This is a genomic window from Dactylosporangium sp. NPDC051485, assembly GCF_040682015.1.
Taxonomy (GTDB): domain Bacteria; phylum Actinomycetota; class Actinomycetes; order Mycobacteriales; family Micromonosporaceae; genus Dactylosporangium.
Genome location: NZ_JBFAZW010000153.1, coordinates 1 through 19,630 on the forward strand (window position 1 = coordinate 1; position 19,630 = coordinate 19,630).

Here is a 19,630-nt window from a genome sequence, read left to right on the forward strand (position 1 = left end):
GCCCCCGGCGGCCCCGCGAGCGCGGCCCGCACGATCGCGTCCGCGCCCGGGCGCTGCCAGTCCTGGGTGTCCCGGTCGGCGAGGACGGCGAGGTACCCCTCACCCGCGGCCGTGCGCAGGACCGCGTCCTCGGCGGCGTCGAGCGCCTCCGGCGTCGAGGAGTAGGGCGGGCGCATCAGCCGCGCGGTGCGCCCGGTCGCCGCCGCGATCGCGTTCGCGGTCATGGTCAGCTCGAGGCGCTGCCGCCAGACCGGCTGGGCGGCGAGGTCGGGGTGGGTGAACGTGTGCACGCCGACCTCGTGGCCCTCGGCCACCATCCGGCGCACCAGCTGCGGGTAGCGGTTGACCTGCGCGCCGACGACGAAGAACGTGGCATGGGCGTGGTACTGGCTCAGCAGGTCGAGCAGCTGGGGCGTCCAGCGCGGGTCCGGGCCGTCGTCGAACGTCAGCGCGATGGTCCCGGGCGGCATCCCGGCCGCGCGCACACCGCCGTCCGGCGCGGTGCGCAAGACCGGGCCGGCGCCGCCACCGGGGACCGCCTCTTGCGCCGGTGCGGTCGCGGCGTGCCCCTCCCCGCCCGGCCGGCCGGCGAAGCCGTCCAGGCACAGCTCGGCCAGGAGCACGACGAGGGCGAGCAGCAGCAGAATCCAGTGGGCTCGGGGTTCGTGCCGGGCCTTGTGCGCGGCCACGGGCTACTTCGTCCGGCTCGACTTGGGGTTGCCGGGGTGCGACGCCGGGCGGTTGCCCGGCTTCGTGCTGGTCGCGACCGGGGCCGGCGAGGGGGTGGCCGCGGAGGTTTTCGGCCCGTGGGTGGCGGGCGGCACGGACGTGGCCGGGGCGGGGGCCGGGACCGGTGCGCGGCCGCCGCCGGCGTCACGCTGCTGCAATGCGCCACGCCCGCTGTCCGGCAGCCCGGGCAGCGGGACCCGCGAGGAACCCAGCAGCCCGGTGACGAGCAGGCCCACGCCCGCGAACAGCAGCACGCCGAGCGCCGCGCCGAGCGCGGTGATGACCCGCCGCCGGCGGCCGCTGCGGTCCATGAACACAGGTTCCACGGCAGCAACCAGCGGCACAGTCCCCCGTGCCGTTACACCCGGCCCACCGCAGCACTGCCGCACTGCCTCCCGGTGAGCGGGCCGTCACGATGAGATGGTCAGCACCGCCTTGCCCCGCACCTTCCGCTCGGCGAGGGCCTCGAACGCGAGCGCCGTGCCGGCCCAGTCCGCGCTCCAGCCGACCACCGGCCGCAGCCGCCTGGCCGCGGGCAGCCCGGCCAGGATGGCGAGGTCCTCGCCCTTGGTCTCCTCGGGGTAGCCGCTGACGAGGCCGACGATGTGCGCGTTCCACGCCACCCACGTCGTCACCGACGTCCCGGCCGAGTCCGCCGACACCGTCCGCACGGCGGTCGGCGACATCGCGTTCACGTCGGTGGCCCTGACCATGAGCGCCGGCCCGCACCTGAACATCCTGGTGAGCACCCCGCGCACCGCCCACGACCGAACCCTCCTCACCCGCCTGCGTCACGGGTCACCAGCTCCGCCGGACGTCATCTCCGAGTGCCCTGAGCCGGTTTACTGATCCCCAGTGGCCTTCGCGTCGAGCTTCGCCGCCAGATACTCGCTCATCCAGCTCTGCCTGTAGCTGCGGTCGGCCAAACCGACCAGCTCGGCCTCCTCGTCCGACATGGGACGGGTCGCTCCCGCCGACGTCTCCGCTAGGCCCGGCCAATGAAAGATTTCCGGATCGGCCGGAAAACGCTCCAGCAGCTTCTCGTCACGACCAAGAACGGGCCATCTCCCGTGCAGGACCTCGTCATCATCGGAATAGACCGGATACGGATCGACCTGTGCGCCGGGGGCAGGGGTCCGCAGCGTCGGCTGCCGCCCTTGGAACAGGCCATACGCCGTCCCGAATCGATTCCGCGCAACCACGACAGCGACGTACCAGCCCCCAAGCGTCGAGGGAATCGATACCACGTCCCCCAGTCGAGGGCGGCGGCCACGAACCGGCGACCACTTCGCCTCGATCGCCTGCAGGCCGGCAGCGCCGGCGAGCGCATCGTCCGACAGGTTGCGCAGCAAGCCAGCCAACGGGGGAAGCAAACGGGCGACCGTCATGGGCTCACCGGATGCGGCAAGCCGTCCGATGAGCAGATCAATCGCGTGACCCGCGATCACAAATGACGCATCGTTCAGGTCACTCACCCGCGAGGCGCCGCGATCCTGCCGGGCAACCTTCGAGCCCTGGGCCCACAACCTCATCGGGAAGGTAACCGGCTCCAGCCGCTCGTCGCCGTACGGCATCGCAAGGGCAATAACCTCAAGTACCTCCGCGACCGACGGCGCCGAGCCGAACTCGTCACGGATCTCCGATACGAGTTCCACCAACGCATCCCGGACCTCGTCGAGACCGGCAGACAGGTCCCTCATCATGGACATCCTGACACATGAATATCTGCTGACGGGGATCGCGACGGTGCTGCTGACTCTTATCTGAACGGCATTGGGTCTCGACCCGCTGCGCCCAGGCCAGTTCCTGCGCCCAGCGCGCGCCTGGCGCAACCTATCGAGGTTCTCAGCATCCCTATCAGACAGCAGTCGCCACGCCGTCGTGTCCGACGCGACCAGTCTGAACAGTCGCGCCTGATCACACAACACGGCCAGATCAGAGACCGCCTCGCCACTGCCTGCGCACCAAGGCGATCCGGCCCAGGCCGCGACACCACACCGCTGCCGCAGGCCCGCAAGGGCGTCACCGCACGCGCCGGTCAGCCCGGTCACCTCGGCTTGGAGCCACAAGAGCTCTTGACGGCCGAAGATCGAAAGCTGTGCGACAGCCTCCCGCCTACCCCACTACGTAGCTCCATCCGCCCAGTAGCTGCAGCTCGGTATGTGCGCGCCGTTGGTCAATGGGGGGCGTCATCCGCCCGCCTGCTTGGCCCACCAATCGCCGGCGAGGGACGCAACTGCAGCTGAACTTCCAGGTCCGCTGAGCGCACGATTGGCCCAGGCTAACCCCCAACCGGGGTGATTCGGATCGGCTCCGCGAAGTCGAAATACATCACGAATCCGACATTCTCGTTGTCCTGATGTGCCACCTCGACCATCTCAACGGCATAATTGGCGCGCGGAAGATAGCCCATAGCCATCGGTGGATCAAACTGATGGACGCCTCGCACTATGACCCTGGTCGGTGGAATGAACAGCGAGCAGGTGTCGCCGACGCTTAGTCCCACATGCGGGTCGAGACGCCACGGCGTATGAAACCATTCGATCCGGGTTGGATCACATGGAATTGCCACCGTGCCATCCCACCGAGTTCGCGATTCTGGGTCGATTTCCCGCCACGGCCACCTGACCATCACCCAGGACCGGATGATGCGGGAAACCCGTACCGACGTACGTTCACATTCCATGAGAAGCATGTCGCCAGGCTTCAGAGTCATCCGCCACTCCAACTGTCCGACGGCAGGACCTACTATATCGAGTCTTGGTCGACAGATGTCTTACCGGGTGCCTCGCCCTACGTCGATCCCTGCACGTCACGCCGTCGACGACCTGCGGCGCCACGATGAAAATGGCTCATTGCAACCGCTATAGTCGAGCATCGGACGAAGTGCTGACCCAAGGGTTGACCAAATTTCACCGCGGCACAAAAGGGGTGAATTTTGGATCTGATGACGGAAAGCCGTTCGGGAAAACGGAAACCGAATAGTTTCCCGAAAGCGTTTCCGCGAGAAACTCTACTATTCCACCGCCAAACTCAGACCATTCCGGACCTCGCGACTCATTGACCCTAAGACTCCAGTCGCCCGGCCGATCAGCCGGAAGCATCAACCATCAAGACGGCCCGGCTGCGCCGGGCCGCGCGCACACGCTACAGCCTGCGGCCCCGCGCGCACGCCCAACGACGCAGAGCGGTGCTGGGTGACCACGTCGGCGTCGGCGAACCCGGCGACGCTGTCGGTCGGTGCGGCGCTGTTCCAGAACGTGGAAGCCTTCGCGACCAGCCCTGACTCGGTTCGCCCCGCCACACAAGGCAGAATCCAGTGAGTGCAGCCAGCAGAGACGATCACCGACCACAACGATGAACGGATTGCCGACTACCGGGCACTCACCGACGTGGAGCTGCGCACCCGGTGGGAACCCCCGCACGGGCTGTTCATCGCCGAAGGCGAACTCGTCCTGCGCCGGGCGCTGCGGGCCGGATACCGCATCCGCTCCGTCCTCATCGACGCCAAACGCGTCGCGCAGCTCGACGACCTGCCGATCGACGACGCGCCCGTGTACGCAGGCGATCAGGCGACGCTCGAGGCCATCACCGGCTTCCACGTCCACCGCGGCGTGCTGGCCTCGTTCCACCGCAAACCCTCGCTGGACGCGGCCGACATCCTGAGGTCCGCGCACCGGATCGCTGTCCTGGAGGACATCAACAACCATACGAACGTCGGTGCGCTGTTTCGCAGCGCGGCGGCGCTCGGTATGGACGGTGTGCTGCTGTCGCCGACGTGCGCGGACCCGCTGTACCGCCGCAGCGTCCGGGTCAGCATGGGTGAGGTGTTCGCCGTGCCGTACGCGCGGCTGGAGCCGTGGCCGGAGGCTCTCGGGCGGGTGCAGGAGGCGGGGTTCACGGTGCTCGCGCTGACGCCCGCCGTCGACGCGGTGCCGATCCAGACGCTGAGCGCGGCGCAGCGGGCGCGGCCGGCGCTGTTGCTCGGGGCGGAAGGGCCCGGGCTGACCGAGCGGGCGCAGCGGGCCGCCGACGCCCGGGTGGTCATCCCGATGCACCGCGGTGTCGACTCGCTGAACGTCGCGAACGCCGCCGCGGTGGCCTTCTGGGAGCTCAGCCGCGGCTCGTGAGCGCACCGGGCCACCGGGCACGGCGCCCGGTGGCCGGTGGGGTGCTCAGGCCTCGTCGCGGTCGCGCTCCGGCTGCGGGTCGAAGACCGACGCCGGTACGCCGGGCGAGCCCGTCAGCTCGCGGCCGGCCTGGTCGCCGGAGACCTGGGCGGCGGCCGCGGCGGCCTCGGCGTTGGCGGCGGCGGCCGCCTCCTCGGCGGAGCGCCGGGCCTCGAGGACCTCCTCGGACTCGGCCTCCTCCACGGCGCTCTGGTCGATGTGCCGGCTGCGCTGCTCGTTGGTCATCTGGGCCACGCCGCCGAGCGCGCCGCCGATGCCCTCGAGGGCCTTGGTCAGCTCCACCGGCAGGATCCACAGCTTGTTCGACTGGCCGGCGGCGATCTGCGGCAGCGACTGCAGGTACTGGTACGCCATCACCTTGGAGTCGGGGTTGGCCAGGTGGATGGAGTCCACGACGGTCCGGATGGCCTTCGCCTGGCCCTCCGCCGTCAGGATGCGGGACTGCCGTTCGCCTTCTGCCCGCAGTACCGCGGCCTGCTTCTCACCCTCGGCGGTCAGGATCTGCGACTGCTTGAGGCCCTCCGCGTGCAGGATGGCCGCGCGCCGGTCCCGCTCCGCCCGCATCTGCTTCTCCATGGAGTCACGGATGCTCGGCGGCGGCTCGATCGCCTTGATCTCGACCCGGGTGACCTTGATGCCCCAGCGCCCGGTGGTCTCGTCGAGCACGCCGGACAGGTGCCGGTTGATCTCGTCGCGGCTGGTGAGCGCCTTCTCCAGGTCGAGCGAGCCGATCACGTTACGCAGCGTGGTGACGGTCAGCTGCTCGATCGCCTGCAGGTACGAGTAGATCTCGTACGTCGCGCGGACCGAGTCGACGACCTTGAAGTACAGCACCGTGTCGATCGACACGACGAGGTTGTCCGAGGTGATCACCGGCTGGGGCGGGAAGTTGACCACCGCCTCGCGCTTGTCCACCTTGTTGCGGACGGAGTCGATGAACGGCACCAGGATGTTGAGACCCGGGGTGAGCGTCCGGCTGTACTTGCCGAGCCGCTCCACCACGTATTCGACCTGCTGCGGCACGACCTTCACCGACTTGGCCACCGTGATGATGCCGATCAGGGCGACGGCAATCACCAGCACAGCCAGGAGCACAGTTGGATCCACGGGGCCTCAGTCCTTCCACACCATTGCGGTAGCGCCCTTGATCTCGATCACCCGCACCCGCTCGCCCTTTTCGAAGCGCTGGGTCGCGTCGTACGGCCGGGCCCGCCAGAGCTCGCCGTCAATCTTGATCATCCCACTATCGTTGTCGACGTTCTCCAGCACGAGCGCCATCGAGCCCTCGATGGCCTCGACACCCATCTGGGTGTCGCGTTCGTCGCGTTGCATGTAGCGGCGCAGCGTGGGCCGCACCGCCACGAACGACAGCGCACTCACCGCGGCGAAGATGGCCGCCTGCACCGGCCCGTTGGCGCCGAGGGCGGCGGCCCCGGCGGCGGCGAACGCACCGATCGCGAACATCAGCAGCACGAAGGTGGTCGTAAAGACCTCCGCCGCGACGAGTGCGGCGCCGACGATCAACCAGACGATCAGCCAGACATCCACACTTTGATCGTGTCACGCCGATGCACGTGATGCCGTACCCGGAGCGTGGCAGTTGCATCAACCTTGCCGTTTCCCGCCACCCCCGCCGGGGGTGCACAGTTGGGCCGTTCGGACAGACCGTTCTCCCGGAAGGCTCACCCCCGTGCCCCTCCTGCCCGAAACCGTGTCCCGCATCGACGAGCTGGTGGCCCACGCCCACGCGGGCGCGCGGGTGCCGACCCTGGTGGCCGGGGTGGTCCGCGACGGCGCGCCGGCCCACGTGGCCTCGGCCGGCCCCTACCTGCCCGGGCAGCAGTTCCGGATCGGTTCGATCACCAAAACCATGACCGCCGCACTGGTACTCGCACTGCGCGACGAGGGCCGCCTGGCCCTCGACGACCTGCTGTACCGCCACCTCCCCGGCACCCCGGTCGGCGCCGTGACCCTGCGCCAGCTGCTCGGCCATGCCGGCGGCGTGCAGCGCGAGCCCGACGGCGACTGGTGGGAGCGCAACGCCGGCACGGACGTCGACACGTTCCTGTCCACCCTGACCGCCGACAAGGTCGCCTACCCGCCCCTGCACGGCTTCCACTACTCGAACCTCGCCTACGGCCTGCTGGGCGCCGTGGTCTCCCGGCTGGGCGGCGAGGACTGGCGGGAGATGGCCGGCAAGCGCCTCCTGCGCCCGCTGGGCCTGGACCGCACCACCTACGACCCGGTGGAGCCCTTCGCGCGCGGCTACGTCATGCACCCGTGGCTCGACGAGATGCGCGAGGAGCCGCGCCTGGACGCGGGCGCGATGGCCCCGGCCGGGCAGCTGTGGTCGACCGTCGAGGACCTCTCCCGCTGGGCCGCCTTCCTGGCCGACCCCGACCCGGCCGTCCTCGCCCCGGCCACCGTCGAGCAGATGTGCGTCCCGGTGGTGCTCAGCGACCTGGACGCCTGGACCGAGGGCCACGGCCTGGGCCTGCAGCTGTGGCGGCGCGGGGAGCGGGTGTTCGTGGGCCACAGCGGCTCGATGCCCGGCTACGTGGCCGTCCTCGCCGCGCACCGGCCCTCGCGCACGGCGGTGGTGGCCTTCGCCAACGCGTACACGATGCGGTACCCGGGCGGGATCCCCGCCTTCGGCCTCGACCTCCTGGAGACGGTCCTCGAGCGGGAGCCGGCGCCGGTGGCCCCCTGGCGGCCGGGCACCCCGCCGCCGGCCGAGGTGGCCCCGCTGACCGGCCGCTGGTGGTGGATGGGACGGGAGTTCGAGGCCGGCTGGGACGGGGGCTGGCTGGTGATCACCCCGCTGACCACGGGCGACGCGCCCTGGCGGTTCGAGCCGGACGGCCTGGCGGCGGACCGCTGGCGGGGCCGGTCGGGCGAGAACGACGGCGAGATCCTGCAGGTGCGCCGCTCGGCGACGGGCGAGGTGACGGCGCTGGATATCGCGACGTTCATCTTCACCCGCTCGCCGTGGCCGGCATAGGCCGCGCCTCCCGAAGCCGGATTTTTCACGATTTACCAGCGTCTGACGGTTGTTGCTCTCACCGATAAGTCGGGCGCCGGCGCGCTATCCATGCGTGTAGCGGAGTCATCGGATTTACACCCCGGCAGGCCATATGCTGGAAATGTCACGACGTGCCAGCGCCCCGAGATTTCGCTTTCGGGCGGGTTCAGGCGTCGTCGTCCGGCTCCGTGACGAAGTCGATCAGGCGCTCCATGGAGTTGATCAGCGGGGTCTCGACGTCGCGGAAGCTCGAGACCGAGGCCAGGACGCGCCGCCACATGTCGGCCGGCTCGGCCACGCCCAGCGCCGCGCAGACGCCCTCCTTCCAGGGCCGGCCCGGCGGGACCACGGGCCACGCGCGGATGCCGACCGCCGAGGGCTTCACGGCCTGCCAGACGTCGACGTACGGGTGGCCGGTCACCAGCACGTACGGCGACTGCACCGACGCCACGATCCGGCTCTCCTTCGAGCCCGGCACGAGGTGGTCGACGAGCACGCCGAGGCGCGCCACCGGGCCCGGGCCGAACCCGCGGACCGCCGCCGCCAGCTCGTCGATGCCGTCCAGCGGCTCCACCACCACGCCCTCGATGCGCAGGTCGTCGCCCCAGATCCGCTCGACCAGGGCGGCGTCGTGCACGCCCTCGACCCAGATCCGGCTGCGGCGGGCCACCCGGGCGGTCACCCCGGCCACCGCGATCGAGCCCGACGCCGTCATGTTCCGCTGCTGTACCCGTGCAGGCGCCGGCCGCACCAAGGTCACCGGCTGCCCGTCGAGCAGGAAGGCGGCCGGGTCCAGGGGGAAGTTGCGCCGCTTGCCGTGCCGATCCTCGAGCACCACGGCCCCGAACTCGAACCCGACCACGGCCCCGCAGAAGCCCGAGTCCGCGTCCTCCACCACCAGGTCGAGCTCGGCCTCGACCACGGGCACCGCGCGCCGGCGCCGCCGGTCGTTGTTCGCCAGGACGTCCATGCCCGGGAAGCGTATCGGCTGACCGCCTCATCGCCTGCGAGACATACCGGCTCGTCAGCACGTACCCTTGCTCCCATGTCCCCCGCAGCACGCGCGGCGACCCTCCAGGCGCGCCGCTCGGCGCGTTTCGTGGCATGGGTCCGGGCGTGGCGCGCCGGCCTGGTGCCGTGCGACGACGCCGCCGCCGAGATCTCCGGCGACGAGGAGCACATGGTCTCCGACGTCCCCGGCACGTGGACCGACGTGTCGCTCGCCGCCGCCCTGCCGTCGTTGTCGAAGCTGCACCCCGACGAGGTACGCCTGGTGCTCCCCGCCCCGGGTGACCCCCGCGGGCTGCCGGGTCCCGGCCCCTTCACCGGCGCCGCCCTGGTCGCCGGCGAGGGCGTGATCGCGGGCGGCCTGGGCTTCGTGCCGGAGGTACGGCTGCACACCTCCGGCTCGGGCGACGAGTTCGAGACCGTGCGCTGGCAGGTGTTCTCGCTCCCGGTCGAGCGCCCGGCCGCGCACGAGCCCACCACGGCCGAGGCCGAGGCCGAGCTCTCCGCCGAGCTGGTGACCGCCACCCGCACCCTTGCCAAGCTCGACATCGCCCAGTGGCGCCCGGAGCTGGCCGGGGCGATCGAGGCCATCCGCAAGCCTGACGGCGCCACCGACCTGCCGCCGGGGTACGACCCACGGGCCCGGCGCCTCTACGCCCGCGCCAGCATCCTCGACCGCGTGCTCGCCCTGGCCGAGCACGCCGCCCCGGGCGGGGCCGTCAACGGCTACGAGGTCCAGCAGCGCGACGCGGCCCTGCGCCCGCTCACCACCGCGTGCCGCCGCGCACTGGTTGCCGCCTGCAACGCACCCCTGCTCTGATCGCCCGTTTTGACCGGATAAGTCGGGCACACCGCGACGTATCTGCTTCATACCCCGTCAGGGTATAAATCCGACATGTCGCGGCGCGCAGCGCCCGACATGTCGCCCTGTGGGGCTGACAAGGGACAAGGAGACGGCGCCACCTCACCCAGCGGGCTAGCAAGGGCAGGGAGCGGCCCCGGCACGCCCCACACGTCACTCAGCGGGCTAGCAAGAGGGCAGCGGACGGCGCCAGCACGCCCCACGCACGTGGGCTGGTGGGGGCAGGGTAGCCGGCAAGGGCACTCGCGCGGGGCGCCCGGCAGGTCGCCCCGGACGGGCAACCAGGCCGGGCGCCGCGGCAACCGGGGGTGAGGGTCAGACCTCGTCGATCAGGTGGGCGACGGAGGGGATGATGCGCGAGGGCCGGTAGGGGTACCGCTCCACGTCCGACGCCGAACTGATCCCGCTGAGCACCAGGATCGTCTCCAGCCCCGCCTCGAGCCCGCACAGGACGTCGGTGTCCATCCGGTCGCCGATCATGGCGGTGGTCTCCGAGTGGGCGTCGATGCTGTTCAGGGCCGAGCGCATCATCATCGGGTTGGGCTTGCCGATGAAGTACGGCTCGATGCCCGTCGCCTTCGAGATGAGCGCGGCCACGGCGCCGCAGGCCGGCAGGGCGCCCTCGTTCGACGGGCCGGTCGCGTCCGGGTTGGTGCAGATGAACCGGGCGCCGTCGTTGATGAGCCGGATGGCGGCAGTTATGGCCTCGAAGCTGTACGTCCGGGTCTCCCCCAGCACGACGTAGTCGGGCTCGGTGTCGGTCAGGATGTAGCCGACCTCGTGCATGGCCGTGGTGAGGCCCGCCTCGCCGATGACGTAGGCGGTGCCGCCCGGCCGCTGGGTGTCCAGGAACTGGGCGGTGGCCAGGGCCGAGGTCCAGATGGCCGACTCGGGGACGTCGAAGCCTATGCGGCGCAGCCGGGCCTGCAGGTCGCGCGCCGTGTAGATGGAGTTGTTGGTCAGGATCAGGAATGGCTTACCGGACGAGCGCAGCCGGTTGACGAACTCCGGTGCGCCGGGCACGGGCTCGCCCTCGTGCACGAGGACCCCGTCCATGTCGGTGAGCCAGGACTCGATGGGCTTGCGTTCTCTCACGCGCAACATACTCCCTCAGAAACGTTTCGAGCCTAAGCGCGTTTTGGTGACACGCAGCAGTCGGCGGGGCAGAAGTCCCAGGTCGGGACGGTGCCGAGGGCGTGACGCACATTACTGTGAGCAAGCACGCGCTCGTCGACCAGCTGTCGGATCATGTCCACGAAGCGGGGGTCGACCCCGGGGGTGGCGGCCCGGGCGAAGGCGAGGCCGAGGCGGCCGGCGGTGGCCCGGGCCTCCTCGTCGAGGTCCCAGATGACCTCCAGGTGGTCGGAGATGAAGCCGATCGGGCTCACCACCACCTCGGTGACCCCCTCCTTGGCCAGCGCCTCGAGGTGGTCGTTGACGTCCGGCTCCAGCCACGGCACGTGCGGGGCGCCGGAGCGGCTCTGCCAGACCAGGTCCCACCCGAGCTCCGGGGCGGCCTCGGCGGCCACCAGGGCCGCCGTCTCGCGCAGCTGGGCGAGGTAGCGGCCGGTGCCGCCGGGGCCGCTGGCCGCGTTCATCGACGTGGGGATCGAGTGCGCGGTGAAGACGAGGCGGGCGGCCATCCGCGACGGCAGGGCGTCCAGCGCGGCCCGCACGGCGTCGGCGTGCGGTGCGATGTAGCCGGGGTGGTCGTGGTACTGCCGGATCTTGTCGATGACGGGGGCGTCGGGCACCTCGGCGCGGGCGAGCGCGATGTCGTCCAGGTACTGCCGGCACGATGAGTGCGACCCGAACGGGCTCGTCACGAAGGCCAGCGCCCGCTGTACCCCGTCGTCGCGCATCTGCCGGACGGTGTCGGCGAGCATCGGGTGCCAGTTGCGGTTGCCCCAGTAGACGGGGAGGTCCAGCCGGGGGCGCAGCGCCTCGACGAGCGCGCGGCACTGGGCGTTGATCGGCGAGACGCCGCCGAACTTCCGGTAGTGCCCGGCGACGGTCTCGAGGCGCTCGCGGGGGATGCCCCGGCCGCGGGTGACGTTCTCCAGGAAGGGCAGGACGTCCTCCTGCCCTTCCGGACCGCCGAACGAAAGCAGGAGGAACGCGTCATATGCCACGCCCTCATTCTGCTCCTGCTGCGGGGGTGAGACCTACTGGGACGAGCCCACGGCGTGGTAGCCGCCGTCGACGTGCACGATCTCGCCGGTGGTGGCCGGGAACCAGTCCGACATCAGCGCGCAGCAGGCCTTGGCCGCGGCGGCCTGGTCCTGCAGGTCCCAGCCGAGCGGGGCGGTCTTGGCCCACGAGTCCTCGAACACCGCGAAGCCGGGGATCGACTTGGCCGCCATCGTGCGCAGCGGGCCGGCGGCGACGAGGTTCACCCGGATGCCGCGCGGGCCCAGTTCGCGGGCCAGGTAGCGGGAGGTGGACTCGAGGCCGGCCTTGGCCACGCCCATCCAGTCGTACACCGGCCAGGCCTTCGAGGCGTCGAAGTCCAGGCCGACGACGGAGCCGCCGGGGCCCATCAGCGGCAGGCAGGCCACCGTGAGGGACTTGAACGAGTACGTCGACACGTGCAGTGCGGTGGCCACGTCCTCCCACGGCGCGGCGAGGAAGTCGCCGCCGAGGCAGGAGGCCGGGGCGAAGCCGATCGAGTGCAGCACGCCGTCGAGGCCGTCAACGTGCTCGCGGACCTTGCCGGCCAGGCCGTCGAGGTGCTCCCGGTTGGTGACGTCGAGCTCGATCACCGGGGCCTCCTGCGGCAGCCGCTTGGCGATGCGCTCGACCAGCGACAGGCGGCCGAAGCCGGTGAGCACGACCTGGGCGCCCTGCTCCTGGGCGAGCTTCGCGACGGAGAAGGCGATCGACTGTTCGGTGATGATGCCCGTGACGAGCAGCCGCTTGCCTTCGAGAAGTCCTGCCATAGTCTCCGAGGTCTCCCTAAATCGTGAAATGTTCGAAAGATCCCGCATGCGCCCGCAGCCGGGATCTTTCGCGCCGAGGCCCGCGCGTCGCGCTCAGTGCCCCATGCCCATGCCGCCGTCGACGGGGATGACGGCGCCGGTGACGTAGGCCGCGGCGGCGCTGGCGAGGAACGTGACCACGTCGGCGACCTCCTCGGGCTTGGCCATGCGGCCGAGCGGGATGTTCTTCTTGTACTCCGCCTGCGTCGCCTCCGGAAGCACCGCCGTCATGTCGGTCTCGATGAAGCCGGGCGCCACGACGTTGGCGGTGATGTTGCGGCTGCCCAGCTCGCGCGTGATCGAGCGGGCCATGCCGACCAGGCCGGCCTTGCTGGCGGCGTAGTTGACCTGGCCGGGGCTGCCGTAGAGGCCCACGACCGAGGAGATGAAGATGATCCGGCCCCAGCGGGCCCGCAGCATCTTGCCGGCGGCCCGCTTGGCGCAGCGGAACGAGCCGGTCAGGTTCGTGTCGATGACCCCGGTGAACTGCTCGTCGCTCATGCGCAGCAGCAGGGTGTCCTGGGTGATGCCGGCGTTGGCGATGAGCACCTCGACCGGGCCGAGCGCGTTCTCGACCTCGGTGAAGGCGGCGTCCACGGCGGCGGTGTCGGTGATGTCACACTGCACGCCGAAGAGGCCCTCCGGAGCGCCGGAGCCACGGTGGGTGACGGCGACCCGGTCGCCCTGCTTCGCGAACGCCTGCGCGATCGCCAGTCCGATGCCCCGGTTGCCGCCGGTGACCAGCACGGTCCTCGCCACGGTGCCGCCTCTCGTGAAAGTCGGGAAAACAACAAGCATCGTAGGGCCCGGGGGGCCGGGCGGCTGATGCCGGGCGGCGCGGGGCGCAGTACGATATGCAGGTTTGGATGTCCGGCCGCATTGACGGCTGGGCCCGATTCGCTGGCCGTCCGGCACGGCAGCCGCTCCCCAGGAGGTGATCGCTGTGCGAAGTAGCGATCCCTCCAGTCGTGGCCGGTAGTTCCAAGCAGAGCACCCGCCACGGCTTTCCGCGTGTCTGTTCTCCGTTTCCTGCGCAGACAACACTCGTTGGGAGCACGTCGTGAGCCGTTACCTCGCGCCCATTGGCTTTGTCCTGGCCGCCGTCTGGGTCGCCACCCTCTTCTTCCTGGTCGGCGCGCACTGATCGGTGCGGTCGGTGCGCCCCGCAACGCCCCCGGCCCGGCCGGGCCGCGGCTGACGCCGCGGCCCCGATGCGCGCTGCCTAGGGCAGTCGCGAACCCCACAGCAGGCTCAGGGCGCCGGCGCACAGGGCGAGCAGGAAGCCGAACCCGAGGTACCACTGGGTGATCTCCCGCGGCTTGGTGCGGAAGCCGATGGAGCTGCCCATGTCGGAGTAGACCCGCTTGAGCTCTTCCTTGCTGGCGGCCTCGTAGAAGTACCCCTTGGTGACCTCGGCCACCTTCTGCAGCGACGGGCGGTCGACGGGGACCCGCTGCGGGGTGTTGCCGATGCGGACCACGCCGTCGTCGGTGCCGAAGGCGATCGTCGACACCGGCACGTTGGCCGCGGACGCGGCGGCGGAGGCGTCCTCCAGCGAGCGGCCCGCGGTGCGGAAGCCGTCGGAGAGCAGCACGATCCGGGCCGGTGGCGGGCCGGCGGCGCCGTCGGCGGGCACCGTGCGGATGGCGTCGAGGCTGGTGAACACCGCCTCGCCGGTCGCCGTCGACTCCTGCAGGGTCAGGCCGTCGATGGCCTGCATGATCGCGCTGCGCTCCTTCGTCGGCGAGACGAGCACACTGGCGGTCTTGGCGAAGGAGACCAGGCCCACGTTGAAGCTCGCCGGCAGCTGCCTGACGAAGTCGCTGGCCGCCGACTTGGCCGCCTCGATGCGGGTCGGTGCGACGTCGGTGGCCTGCATGGACAGCGACACGTCGATGGCCAGCATGATCGTGGCCCGCTCCAGCGGCTCCTTGGTGTCCACCGAGGGGCGGGTCAGGCCGAAGGCCAGCACGACCAGGGCGAGCAGGAAGGCCGTGGCGCTGGCGTGCCGGCGCACCCCGATGCCCTTCGGCACCAGGCTGCTGAGCAGGTCGACGTTGGTGAACCGGACCGCGAAGGCGCGGCGGTGCAGCTGGCGCCACACGTAGATGCCGATCACCGCGGCGACCGGCAGGAGCGCGAGCAGCCACCACGGGTTGAGCAGACGGATCATCGGGTCGTACCTCGAGTTCGGGCGTGTCGCTGGGCCGCGACGAACCGGACGATGTCCAGGAGCCAGTCGGAGTCGGTGCGCAGCCGCAGGTGTGCCGCGTTGGCGCCGCGCAGGGCCGAGGCTATCTCGGCGCGCTGGGCCGCCGCGGCGTGGGCGTAGCGGTGGCGCAGCTTCGGGTCGGCGGTCTGCACCTCGTGCATCCGGCCCGTCTCCGGGTCGACGAGGGCGATGACGCCGACGTTGGGCAGTTCCAGCTCCCGCGGGTCGACGACCTCGACCGCGAGGAGGTCGTGGCGCACCCCGAGCTTGCGCAGCGGCCGGGCCCACTGGCCCGGCGGCGTCATGAAGTCGGAGATCACCACGGCGAGGCCGCGCCGGCGCGGGGGCCGGTTGAGCATGTCGATGAGCGCGCCGAGGTCGGCCCGCCCGGGCACGCCCCGGGTGAGCGCGATCGCGCGGAGCAGGCCCTGCGCGTCCTTGCGGCCCGGGCGGGCCGGGAGGCGGGTCAGGTTGTCCGCCGTACCGACGACGGCTCCGATGCGATTGCCACCGCGGACGGTGAGGTGCGACACGGCGGCCGCGGCGGCGATGGCCAGGTCGCGCTTGAGGTACTTCGCGGTGCCGAACTCCAGGCTGGCACTGAGGTCCACCGCCAGCCACGCCTCGAGCTCCCGGTCGGCGACCGTCTGGCGCACGTGCGGCAGCGTGGTGCGCGCGGTGACCGGCCAGTCCATCCGGCGCACGTCGTCGCCCGGGCGGTACTCCCGCGACTCCCCCGCCTCGGTGCCCGGCCCGGGCAGCAGGCCGAGGTAGTCCCCCTGCAGCAGCCCGTCGAGCTTGCGCGTGACGAGCAGCTGCATGCGGTTGAGGACGATCTCGGCGCGTGCGTCGTCCAGCCCGGTGCCCGCCTGGAGCTTCACCGCCCCGGCCAGGTGGTGATGGTGGCGGCCGGCGGCTGGCCCCCGGGCGGCGGCCCGACCTGGCCCTGCGGCGCGGCCTGGCCCTGCGGCGCGGTGGTGGCCTGCTGGCGCGGGGCGACCGTGGGCGGCGGCACCGCGGCCATCACCCGGCGCACGACGTCGTCGGCCGGGATGTCGTCGGCCAGCGCGTCGTAGGACAGCACCAGGCGGTGGCGCAGGATGTCCGGGGCGATGTCCTGGATGTCCTGCGGCAGCGCGTAGTCCCGGCCGCGCAGCAGCGCCAGGGCGCGCGACGCCCGCACGATGCCCAGCGAGGCGCGGGGGCTGGCCCCGTACTGAATGAGGTGCGCGATGTCGGCCAGGCCGTGCTCGGCCGGCGCGCGGGTGGCGACCACCAGCCGCACCGCGTAGTCGACGAGCGCGTTGTGCACGAACACGTCGTCGGCCTTCTCCTGCAGCGCCATGAGCTCCTGGGTGGTGAGCACCGCGACCGGCTCCGGGGTCTTCACGCTGACCCGGTAGACGATCTCGCGCTCCTCGGCGTCGGTGGGGTAGCCCACCTGAATTCGCATCAGGAACCGGTCGCGCTGGGCCTCGGGCAGCGGGTAGACGCCCTCCTGCTCGATCGGGTTCTGCGTGGCCATGACCAGGAACGGGCGGGGCACGTCGTAGGTCTCGCCGCCGATGGAGACCTGCTGCTCGGCCATGACCTCCAGCAGCGCGGACTGGACCTTGGCGGGGGCCCGGTTGATCTCGTCGGCCAGCAGGAAGTTCACGAACACCGGCCCCAGCTCGACGTCGAACTTCTCGCTGGACTGCCGGTAGATCCGGGTGCCCACGATGTCGGCCGGCACGAGGTCGGGCGTGAACTGGATGCGGGAGAACGTGCCACCGACGACCCGGGCGAGCGTCTCCACGGCGAGCGTCTTGGCCACGCCCGGCACGCCCTCCAGCAGCACGTGGCCGCGGCAGAGCAGGGAGACGAACATCCGCTCGATCATGCGGTCCTGGCCGACGATCACCCGCTTGACCTCGAAGAGCGCCCGCTCGAGCACGGTGGCGTCCTGGGCAGGGGTCGAGACAGGGTTGTTCGGCTGGGTCACCGGTCCTCCACGCGTATGTCTGACAGCTTGCCAAAACTATGGCAAACCTAGCGTCGCACGGCGCGGCGACCGACCGCGATCCGACGCCGCTGAGAGCCTACTGGGAGTTCGCGTACGGTCGCCTTGGTCCGATATATCTCATATGCGGCTATCGATGCTGGGGATTTCTCGGAAATTCCGTCACTTGGCGGCCTGCACGACTGGACATCACCCGTACTTCGGTGGGTACCATTTCACCCGTCGCCGGGCGGCTTCCCCCGTGGCCGCCCGGCGCTCATCACCCCGCACACTCAAGGCGTGGACGAGTTCATCTGCTCCGCCAAGGGGTGCCGGTCCAGAGCCGTGTGGCGGCTGTTGTGGAACAACCCGAAGCTGCACACCCCGGACCGGCGCAAGACGTGGCTGGCGTGCGACGAGCACAAGGCGTCGCTGTCGGCCTTCCTCGACGCGCGCGGCTTCCTGCGGGACGTCGCCGTGATCGATGACCGGGATAGGCTCGAGGAGTGAACGCTCCGGCCGCGCCCGACCCGTTGCGCCCGTGGCCGGACACCGTGGGGTGGAGGCCCGTCTCCCCGCGGTACTTTCTGGTCAGGCTGGCGGCGCTGGCCGCCTGGGTGGTCCTGCTGGCCGTCGCCGGGGTGGTGGCCGGGGTGCTGTGGTCGGCGTGGTGCCTGCTGGCCTCCGCCGGCGTGCTCCTCGCCGGTGCCGTGCGGGCGGTGTTCATGCGCCGCTCGGTGCGCTCCTGGGGCTACGCCGAGCGGGCCGAGGACCTGCTCGTCCGGCACGGGCTGCTGATCCGGCGGCTGTCCATCGTGCCGTACGCCAGGATGCAGTTCGTCGACGTGACCGCCGGCCCGCTCGAGCGCGCCGCCGGCCTCGCCACCGTCACGTTGCACACGGCCGCCGCCGCGAGCGACGCCCGGGTGCCCGGCCTGGAGGCCGCCGAGGCGACAAGGCTGCGCGACCGCCTCGCGGCCCTCGGCGAGATCCGGGAAGAGGGTCTGTGAGCGGTTCGCGGCGAAGCGGCACCCGGTCCGGGCCGGCCGGGCGGGGCAGTGTTGCGGGGGCGGCGTGACGGAGCCGCTGTCCCTGCCGCGGCAGCGGCTGCATCCGCTGACCCCGCTGGTGCGCGGGGCGAAGATGCTGTTCCTGGCCGCGGTCGCCGTCTCCTGGCGCGGGCTGAGCGACCTCGGCCTCGAGCACTGGCTCATGGCCATGGCGGTGGTCCTGGTCGGTGCGGTGGTCGTCTCCGCCGTGCTGTGGGCCTTCACCGGCTACGAGGTGGTCGGCCGCGAGCTGCGCGTGCACGAGGGCCTGCTGTCGCGCCGGGTGCGCACCATCCCGCTCGAGCGGGTGCAGGCGATCGACGTGGTCCGCCCGGCCCTGGCCCGCGTGTTCGGCCTGGCCGAGCTGCGCCTGGAGGTGATCGGCGGGTCGAAGGCGGAGGCGCCGCTGGCGTACCTCACCCTCGCCGGCGCCACCGCGCTGCGCGCCCGCCTCCTCGGCCTGGCCACCGGCGCCGCCCCGGCCGAGCCCGCCGCCGAGCGGCCCCTGTTCGCCGTCGACAACGGCCGGCTGCTCGTCGCCCAGCTGCTCACCCCGCACCTGGTCGCCGTGCCGGTCGGCGCCGCCTTCGTGATCTGGCCGGCGCTGGTGCACCCGGACTGGACGCTCATCGGCGCGGCCAGCACCATCACGGCGTTCCTCGGCGTGTTCCAGCTGCCGGTGCGCCGGGTCCTCGACGAGTGGGACTTCCGCATCGCCGCCGACGCCGCCGCGCTGCGGCTGCGCCAGGGACTGCTCAACAAGCGCAGCCAGTCGGTGCCGCCGCGGCGCGTGCAGAGCGTGAAGGTGACCTGGCCGCTGCTGTGGCAGGGACTCGGCTGGGCGAGGGCCCACATCGACGTGGCCGGGTACGGCGGCAACGGCGACGAGCAGCTGCGCGCCGGCACGCTGGCCCCCGCGGCCGCGACCGGCGAGACCACCGCGGTCGCCGCGATCGTGCTCGGCGCGGCCGTCGACCCGCGCCCCGGCCCGCACCCGATCGACGCCGCCGCCCTGCCGTTCAGCGGCCCGCCGCCCCGGGCCCGCTGGCTCGCGCCGTTGTCCTGGTCGCGCATCGGCGTGGCCGTCACCGACGACGTGGTGGCCGTGCGGGAGGGCGTGCTGACCCGCGAGCTGGTCGCGGTGCCGCTGGCCCGGGTGCAGAGCGTGCGGGTCGTGCAGGGGCCGTGGCAGCGGCTGCTCGGCCTGGCCACGGTCACGGTCGACACGGCGGGCGGGCTGCACGCGACCGCGCGGCTGCGCGACGCCGCCGACGCCTACCGGCTGGCCGGGGAGCTGGCCGCCCGTTCCCGCACGGCCCGGCGCACCTTCTCGGCCCGCCTGGCCGCGGCCCGCTCGGTCGCCGCGCCTCCGCCCGCGAACGCCGCCGAGAACCCCCAGCCCCCGGCCTAGCGCCTGCCCGGATTCACGGCCCGGCGCACCTTCTCGGCCCGCTCGGTCGCCGCGCCTCCACCCGCGAACGCCCCCGAGAACCCCGAGCCCCGGCCTAGGTGACTGGTGCTAAACGCGGGCTGATTGGTGACGCCGGTCAGCCCGCGTTTGTTGTTGGGGCGAGGTCGGGTTCGGGAGGTGCGCGCGGA

Annotated in this window: 22 protein-coding genes; 7 read left to right on the forward strand and 15 right to left on the reverse strand. The window is 71.6% G+C overall.

The annotated features are described in order from the left end of the window. From AB0M46_RS46835 to AB0M46_RS46845, 3 genes are all read right to left on the reverse strand, one after another. The coding region (locus tag AB0M46_RS46835) for a polysaccharide deacetylase family protein (protein WP_363347342.1) at positions 1-689 on the reverse strand (689 nt) is incomplete at its 3' end. Positions 690-692: 3 nt separating this feature from the next. Then, positions 693-1,055 (reverse strand): hypothetical protein, encoded by a 363-nt coding sequence (locus AB0M46_RS46840; RefSeq protein ID WP_363347344.1) that lies wholly within the window; start codon positions 1,053-1,055, stop codon positions 693-695. A gap of 84 nt (positions 1,056-1,139) precedes the next feature. Next, a complete protein-coding gene (locus AB0M46_RS46845) occupies positions 1,140-1,352 on the reverse strand; it encodes a hypothetical protein (protein WP_363347346.1) in 213 nt (70 codons plus the stop codon). Here AB0M46_RS46845 and AB0M46_RS46850 point away from each other — a divergent pair. Beyond that, complete coding sequence (locus tag AB0M46_RS46850) at positions 1,333-1,578, forward strand: hypothetical protein (protein WP_363347348.1); 246 nt, start codon at positions 1,333-1,335, stop codon at positions 1,576-1,578. The genes AB0M46_RS46845 and AB0M46_RS46850 overlap by 20 nt on opposite strands. On the opposite strand, the gene AB0M46_RS46855 is transcribed toward AB0M46_RS46850, so the two are convergent. Further along, positions 1,572-2,432, reverse strand: a complete 861-nt coding sequence (locus AB0M46_RS46855; protein ID WP_363347350.1) for a hypothetical protein — start codon at positions 2,430-2,432, stop codon at positions 1,572-1,574. The two genes, AB0M46_RS46850 and AB0M46_RS46855, sit on opposite strands and share 7 nt — an antisense overlap. Positions 2,433-3,010: 578 nt before the next feature. Then, a complete protein-coding gene (locus tag AB0M46_RS46860; protein ID WP_363347352.1) occupies positions 3,011-3,445 on the reverse strand; it encodes a hypothetical protein in 435 nt (144 codons plus the stop codon). 607 nt (positions 3,446-4,052) lie between these two features. Here AB0M46_RS46860 and AB0M46_RS46865 point away from each other — a divergent pair. Beyond that, positions 4,053-4,859, forward strand: coding sequence for an RNA methyltransferase (locus AB0M46_RS46865; protein ID WP_363347354.1), 807 nt, complete (start codon positions 4,053-4,055; stop codon positions 4,857-4,859). Positions 4,860-4,904: 45 nt separating this feature from the next. On the opposite strand, the gene AB0M46_RS46870 is transcribed toward AB0M46_RS46865, so the two are convergent. Together AB0M46_RS46870 and AB0M46_RS46875 are read right to left on the reverse strand one after the other, a co-directional pair. Then, positions 4,905-6,026 carry an SPFH domain-containing protein gene (locus tag AB0M46_RS46870; RefSeq protein WP_363347356.1) on the reverse strand — a complete coding sequence of 374 codons (1,122 nt, stop codon included), beginning with the start codon at positions 6,024-6,026 and terminating at the stop codon, positions 4,905-4,907. Positions 6,027-6,032: 6 nt separating this feature from the next. After that, a complete protein-coding gene (locus AB0M46_RS46875; protein WP_363347358.1) occupies positions 6,033-6,467 on the reverse strand; it encodes an NfeD family protein in 435 nt (144 codons plus the stop codon). A 142-nt stretch (positions 6,468-6,609) separates the two neighbouring features. Here AB0M46_RS46875 and AB0M46_RS46880 point away from each other — a divergent pair, with 142 nt between their 5' ends. Beyond that, complete coding sequence (locus AB0M46_RS46880; protein ID WP_363347360.1) at positions 6,610-7,920, forward strand: serine hydrolase domain-containing protein; 1,311 nt, start codon at positions 6,610-6,612, stop codon at positions 7,918-7,920. Positions 7,921-8,107: 187 nt separating this feature from the next. On the opposite strand, the gene AB0M46_RS46885 is transcribed toward AB0M46_RS46880, so the two are convergent. Beyond that, positions 8,108-8,911, reverse strand: coding sequence for a DUF3097 domain-containing protein (locus AB0M46_RS46885; RefSeq protein WP_363347362.1), 804 nt, complete (start codon positions 8,909-8,911; stop codon positions 8,108-8,110). A gap of 75 nt (positions 8,912-8,986) precedes the next feature. On the opposite strand from AB0M46_RS46885, the gene AB0M46_RS46890 reads away from it, so the two are divergent. Then, a complete protein-coding gene (locus AB0M46_RS46890) occupies positions 8,987-9,769 on the forward strand; it encodes a hypothetical protein (RefSeq protein ID WP_363347364.1) in 783 nt (260 codons plus the stop codon). A gap of 357 nt (positions 9,770-10,126) precedes the next feature. Here the strand turns inward: AB0M46_RS46890 and AB0M46_RS46895 are convergent, their stop codons facing one another. The 7 genes from AB0M46_RS46895 to AB0M46_RS46925 form a co-directional block, all read right to left on the reverse strand. Then, complete coding sequence (locus AB0M46_RS46895) at positions 10,127-10,906, reverse strand: HAD-IIA family hydrolase (RefSeq protein ID WP_363347366.1); 780 nt, start codon at positions 10,904-10,906, stop codon at positions 10,127-10,129. 32 nt (positions 10,907-10,938) lie between these two features. Continuing rightward, positions 10,939-11,943 carry a ferrochelatase gene (locus AB0M46_RS46900; RefSeq protein WP_363347368.1) on the reverse strand — a complete coding sequence of 335 codons (1,005 nt, stop codon included), beginning with the start codon at positions 11,941-11,943 and terminating at the stop codon, positions 10,939-10,941. Positions 11,944-11,976: 33 nt separating this feature from the next. Next, a complete protein-coding gene (gene fabI / locus AB0M46_RS46905; protein WP_363347370.1) occupies positions 11,977-12,750 on the reverse strand; it encodes an enoyl-ACP reductase FabI in 774 nt (257 codons plus the stop codon). A gap of 93 nt (positions 12,751-12,843) precedes the next feature. Further along, complete coding sequence (gene fabG, locus AB0M46_RS46910; RefSeq protein WP_363347372.1) at positions 12,844-13,548, reverse strand: 3-oxoacyl-[acyl-carrier-protein] reductase; 705 nt, start codon at positions 13,546-13,548, stop codon at positions 12,844-12,846. Between the two features lie 463 nt (positions 13,549-14,011). Beyond that, positions 14,012-14,962, reverse strand: coding sequence for a VWA domain-containing protein (locus AB0M46_RS46915; protein ID WP_363347374.1), 951 nt, complete (start codon positions 14,960-14,962; stop codon positions 14,012-14,014). Next, positions 14,959-15,822 (reverse strand): DUF58 domain-containing protein, encoded by an 864-nt coding sequence (locus AB0M46_RS46920; RefSeq protein ID WP_363347384.1) that lies wholly within the window; start codon positions 15,820-15,822, stop codon positions 14,959-14,961. Before AB0M46_RS46920 ends, AB0M46_RS46915 begins: the two co-directional genes overlap by 4 nt. Before the next feature lie 56 nt (positions 15,823-15,878). After that, on the reverse strand, positions 15,879-16,985 hold the full coding sequence (locus AB0M46_RS46925) for a MoxR family ATPase (protein WP_363347376.1): 1,107 nt from the start codon (positions 16,983-16,985) through the stop codon (positions 15,879-15,881). Positions 16,986-17,282: 297 nt separating this feature from the next. Between AB0M46_RS46925 and AB0M46_RS46930 the strand changes: the two genes are divergently transcribed. From AB0M46_RS46930 to AB0M46_RS46940, 3 genes are all read left to right on the forward strand, one after another. Further along, positions 17,283-17,492, forward strand: coding sequence for an acetone carboxylase (locus AB0M46_RS46930; RefSeq protein WP_363347378.1), 210 nt, complete (start codon positions 17,283-17,285; stop codon positions 17,490-17,492). Continuing rightward, positions 17,489-17,992, forward strand: a complete 504-nt coding sequence (locus tag AB0M46_RS46935; RefSeq protein WP_363347380.1) for a PH domain-containing protein — start codon at positions 17,489-17,491, stop codon at positions 17,990-17,992. The genes AB0M46_RS46930 and AB0M46_RS46935 overlap by 4 nt, the downstream gene beginning before the upstream one ends. A 64-nt stretch (positions 17,993-18,056) precedes the next feature. Beyond that, entirely contained in the window at positions 18,057-19,442 is a 1,386-nt protein-coding gene (locus tag AB0M46_RS46940) for a PH domain-containing protein (protein WP_363347382.1), read from the forward strand. The last annotated feature ends 188 nt before the right edge of the window (positions 19,443-19,630 follow it).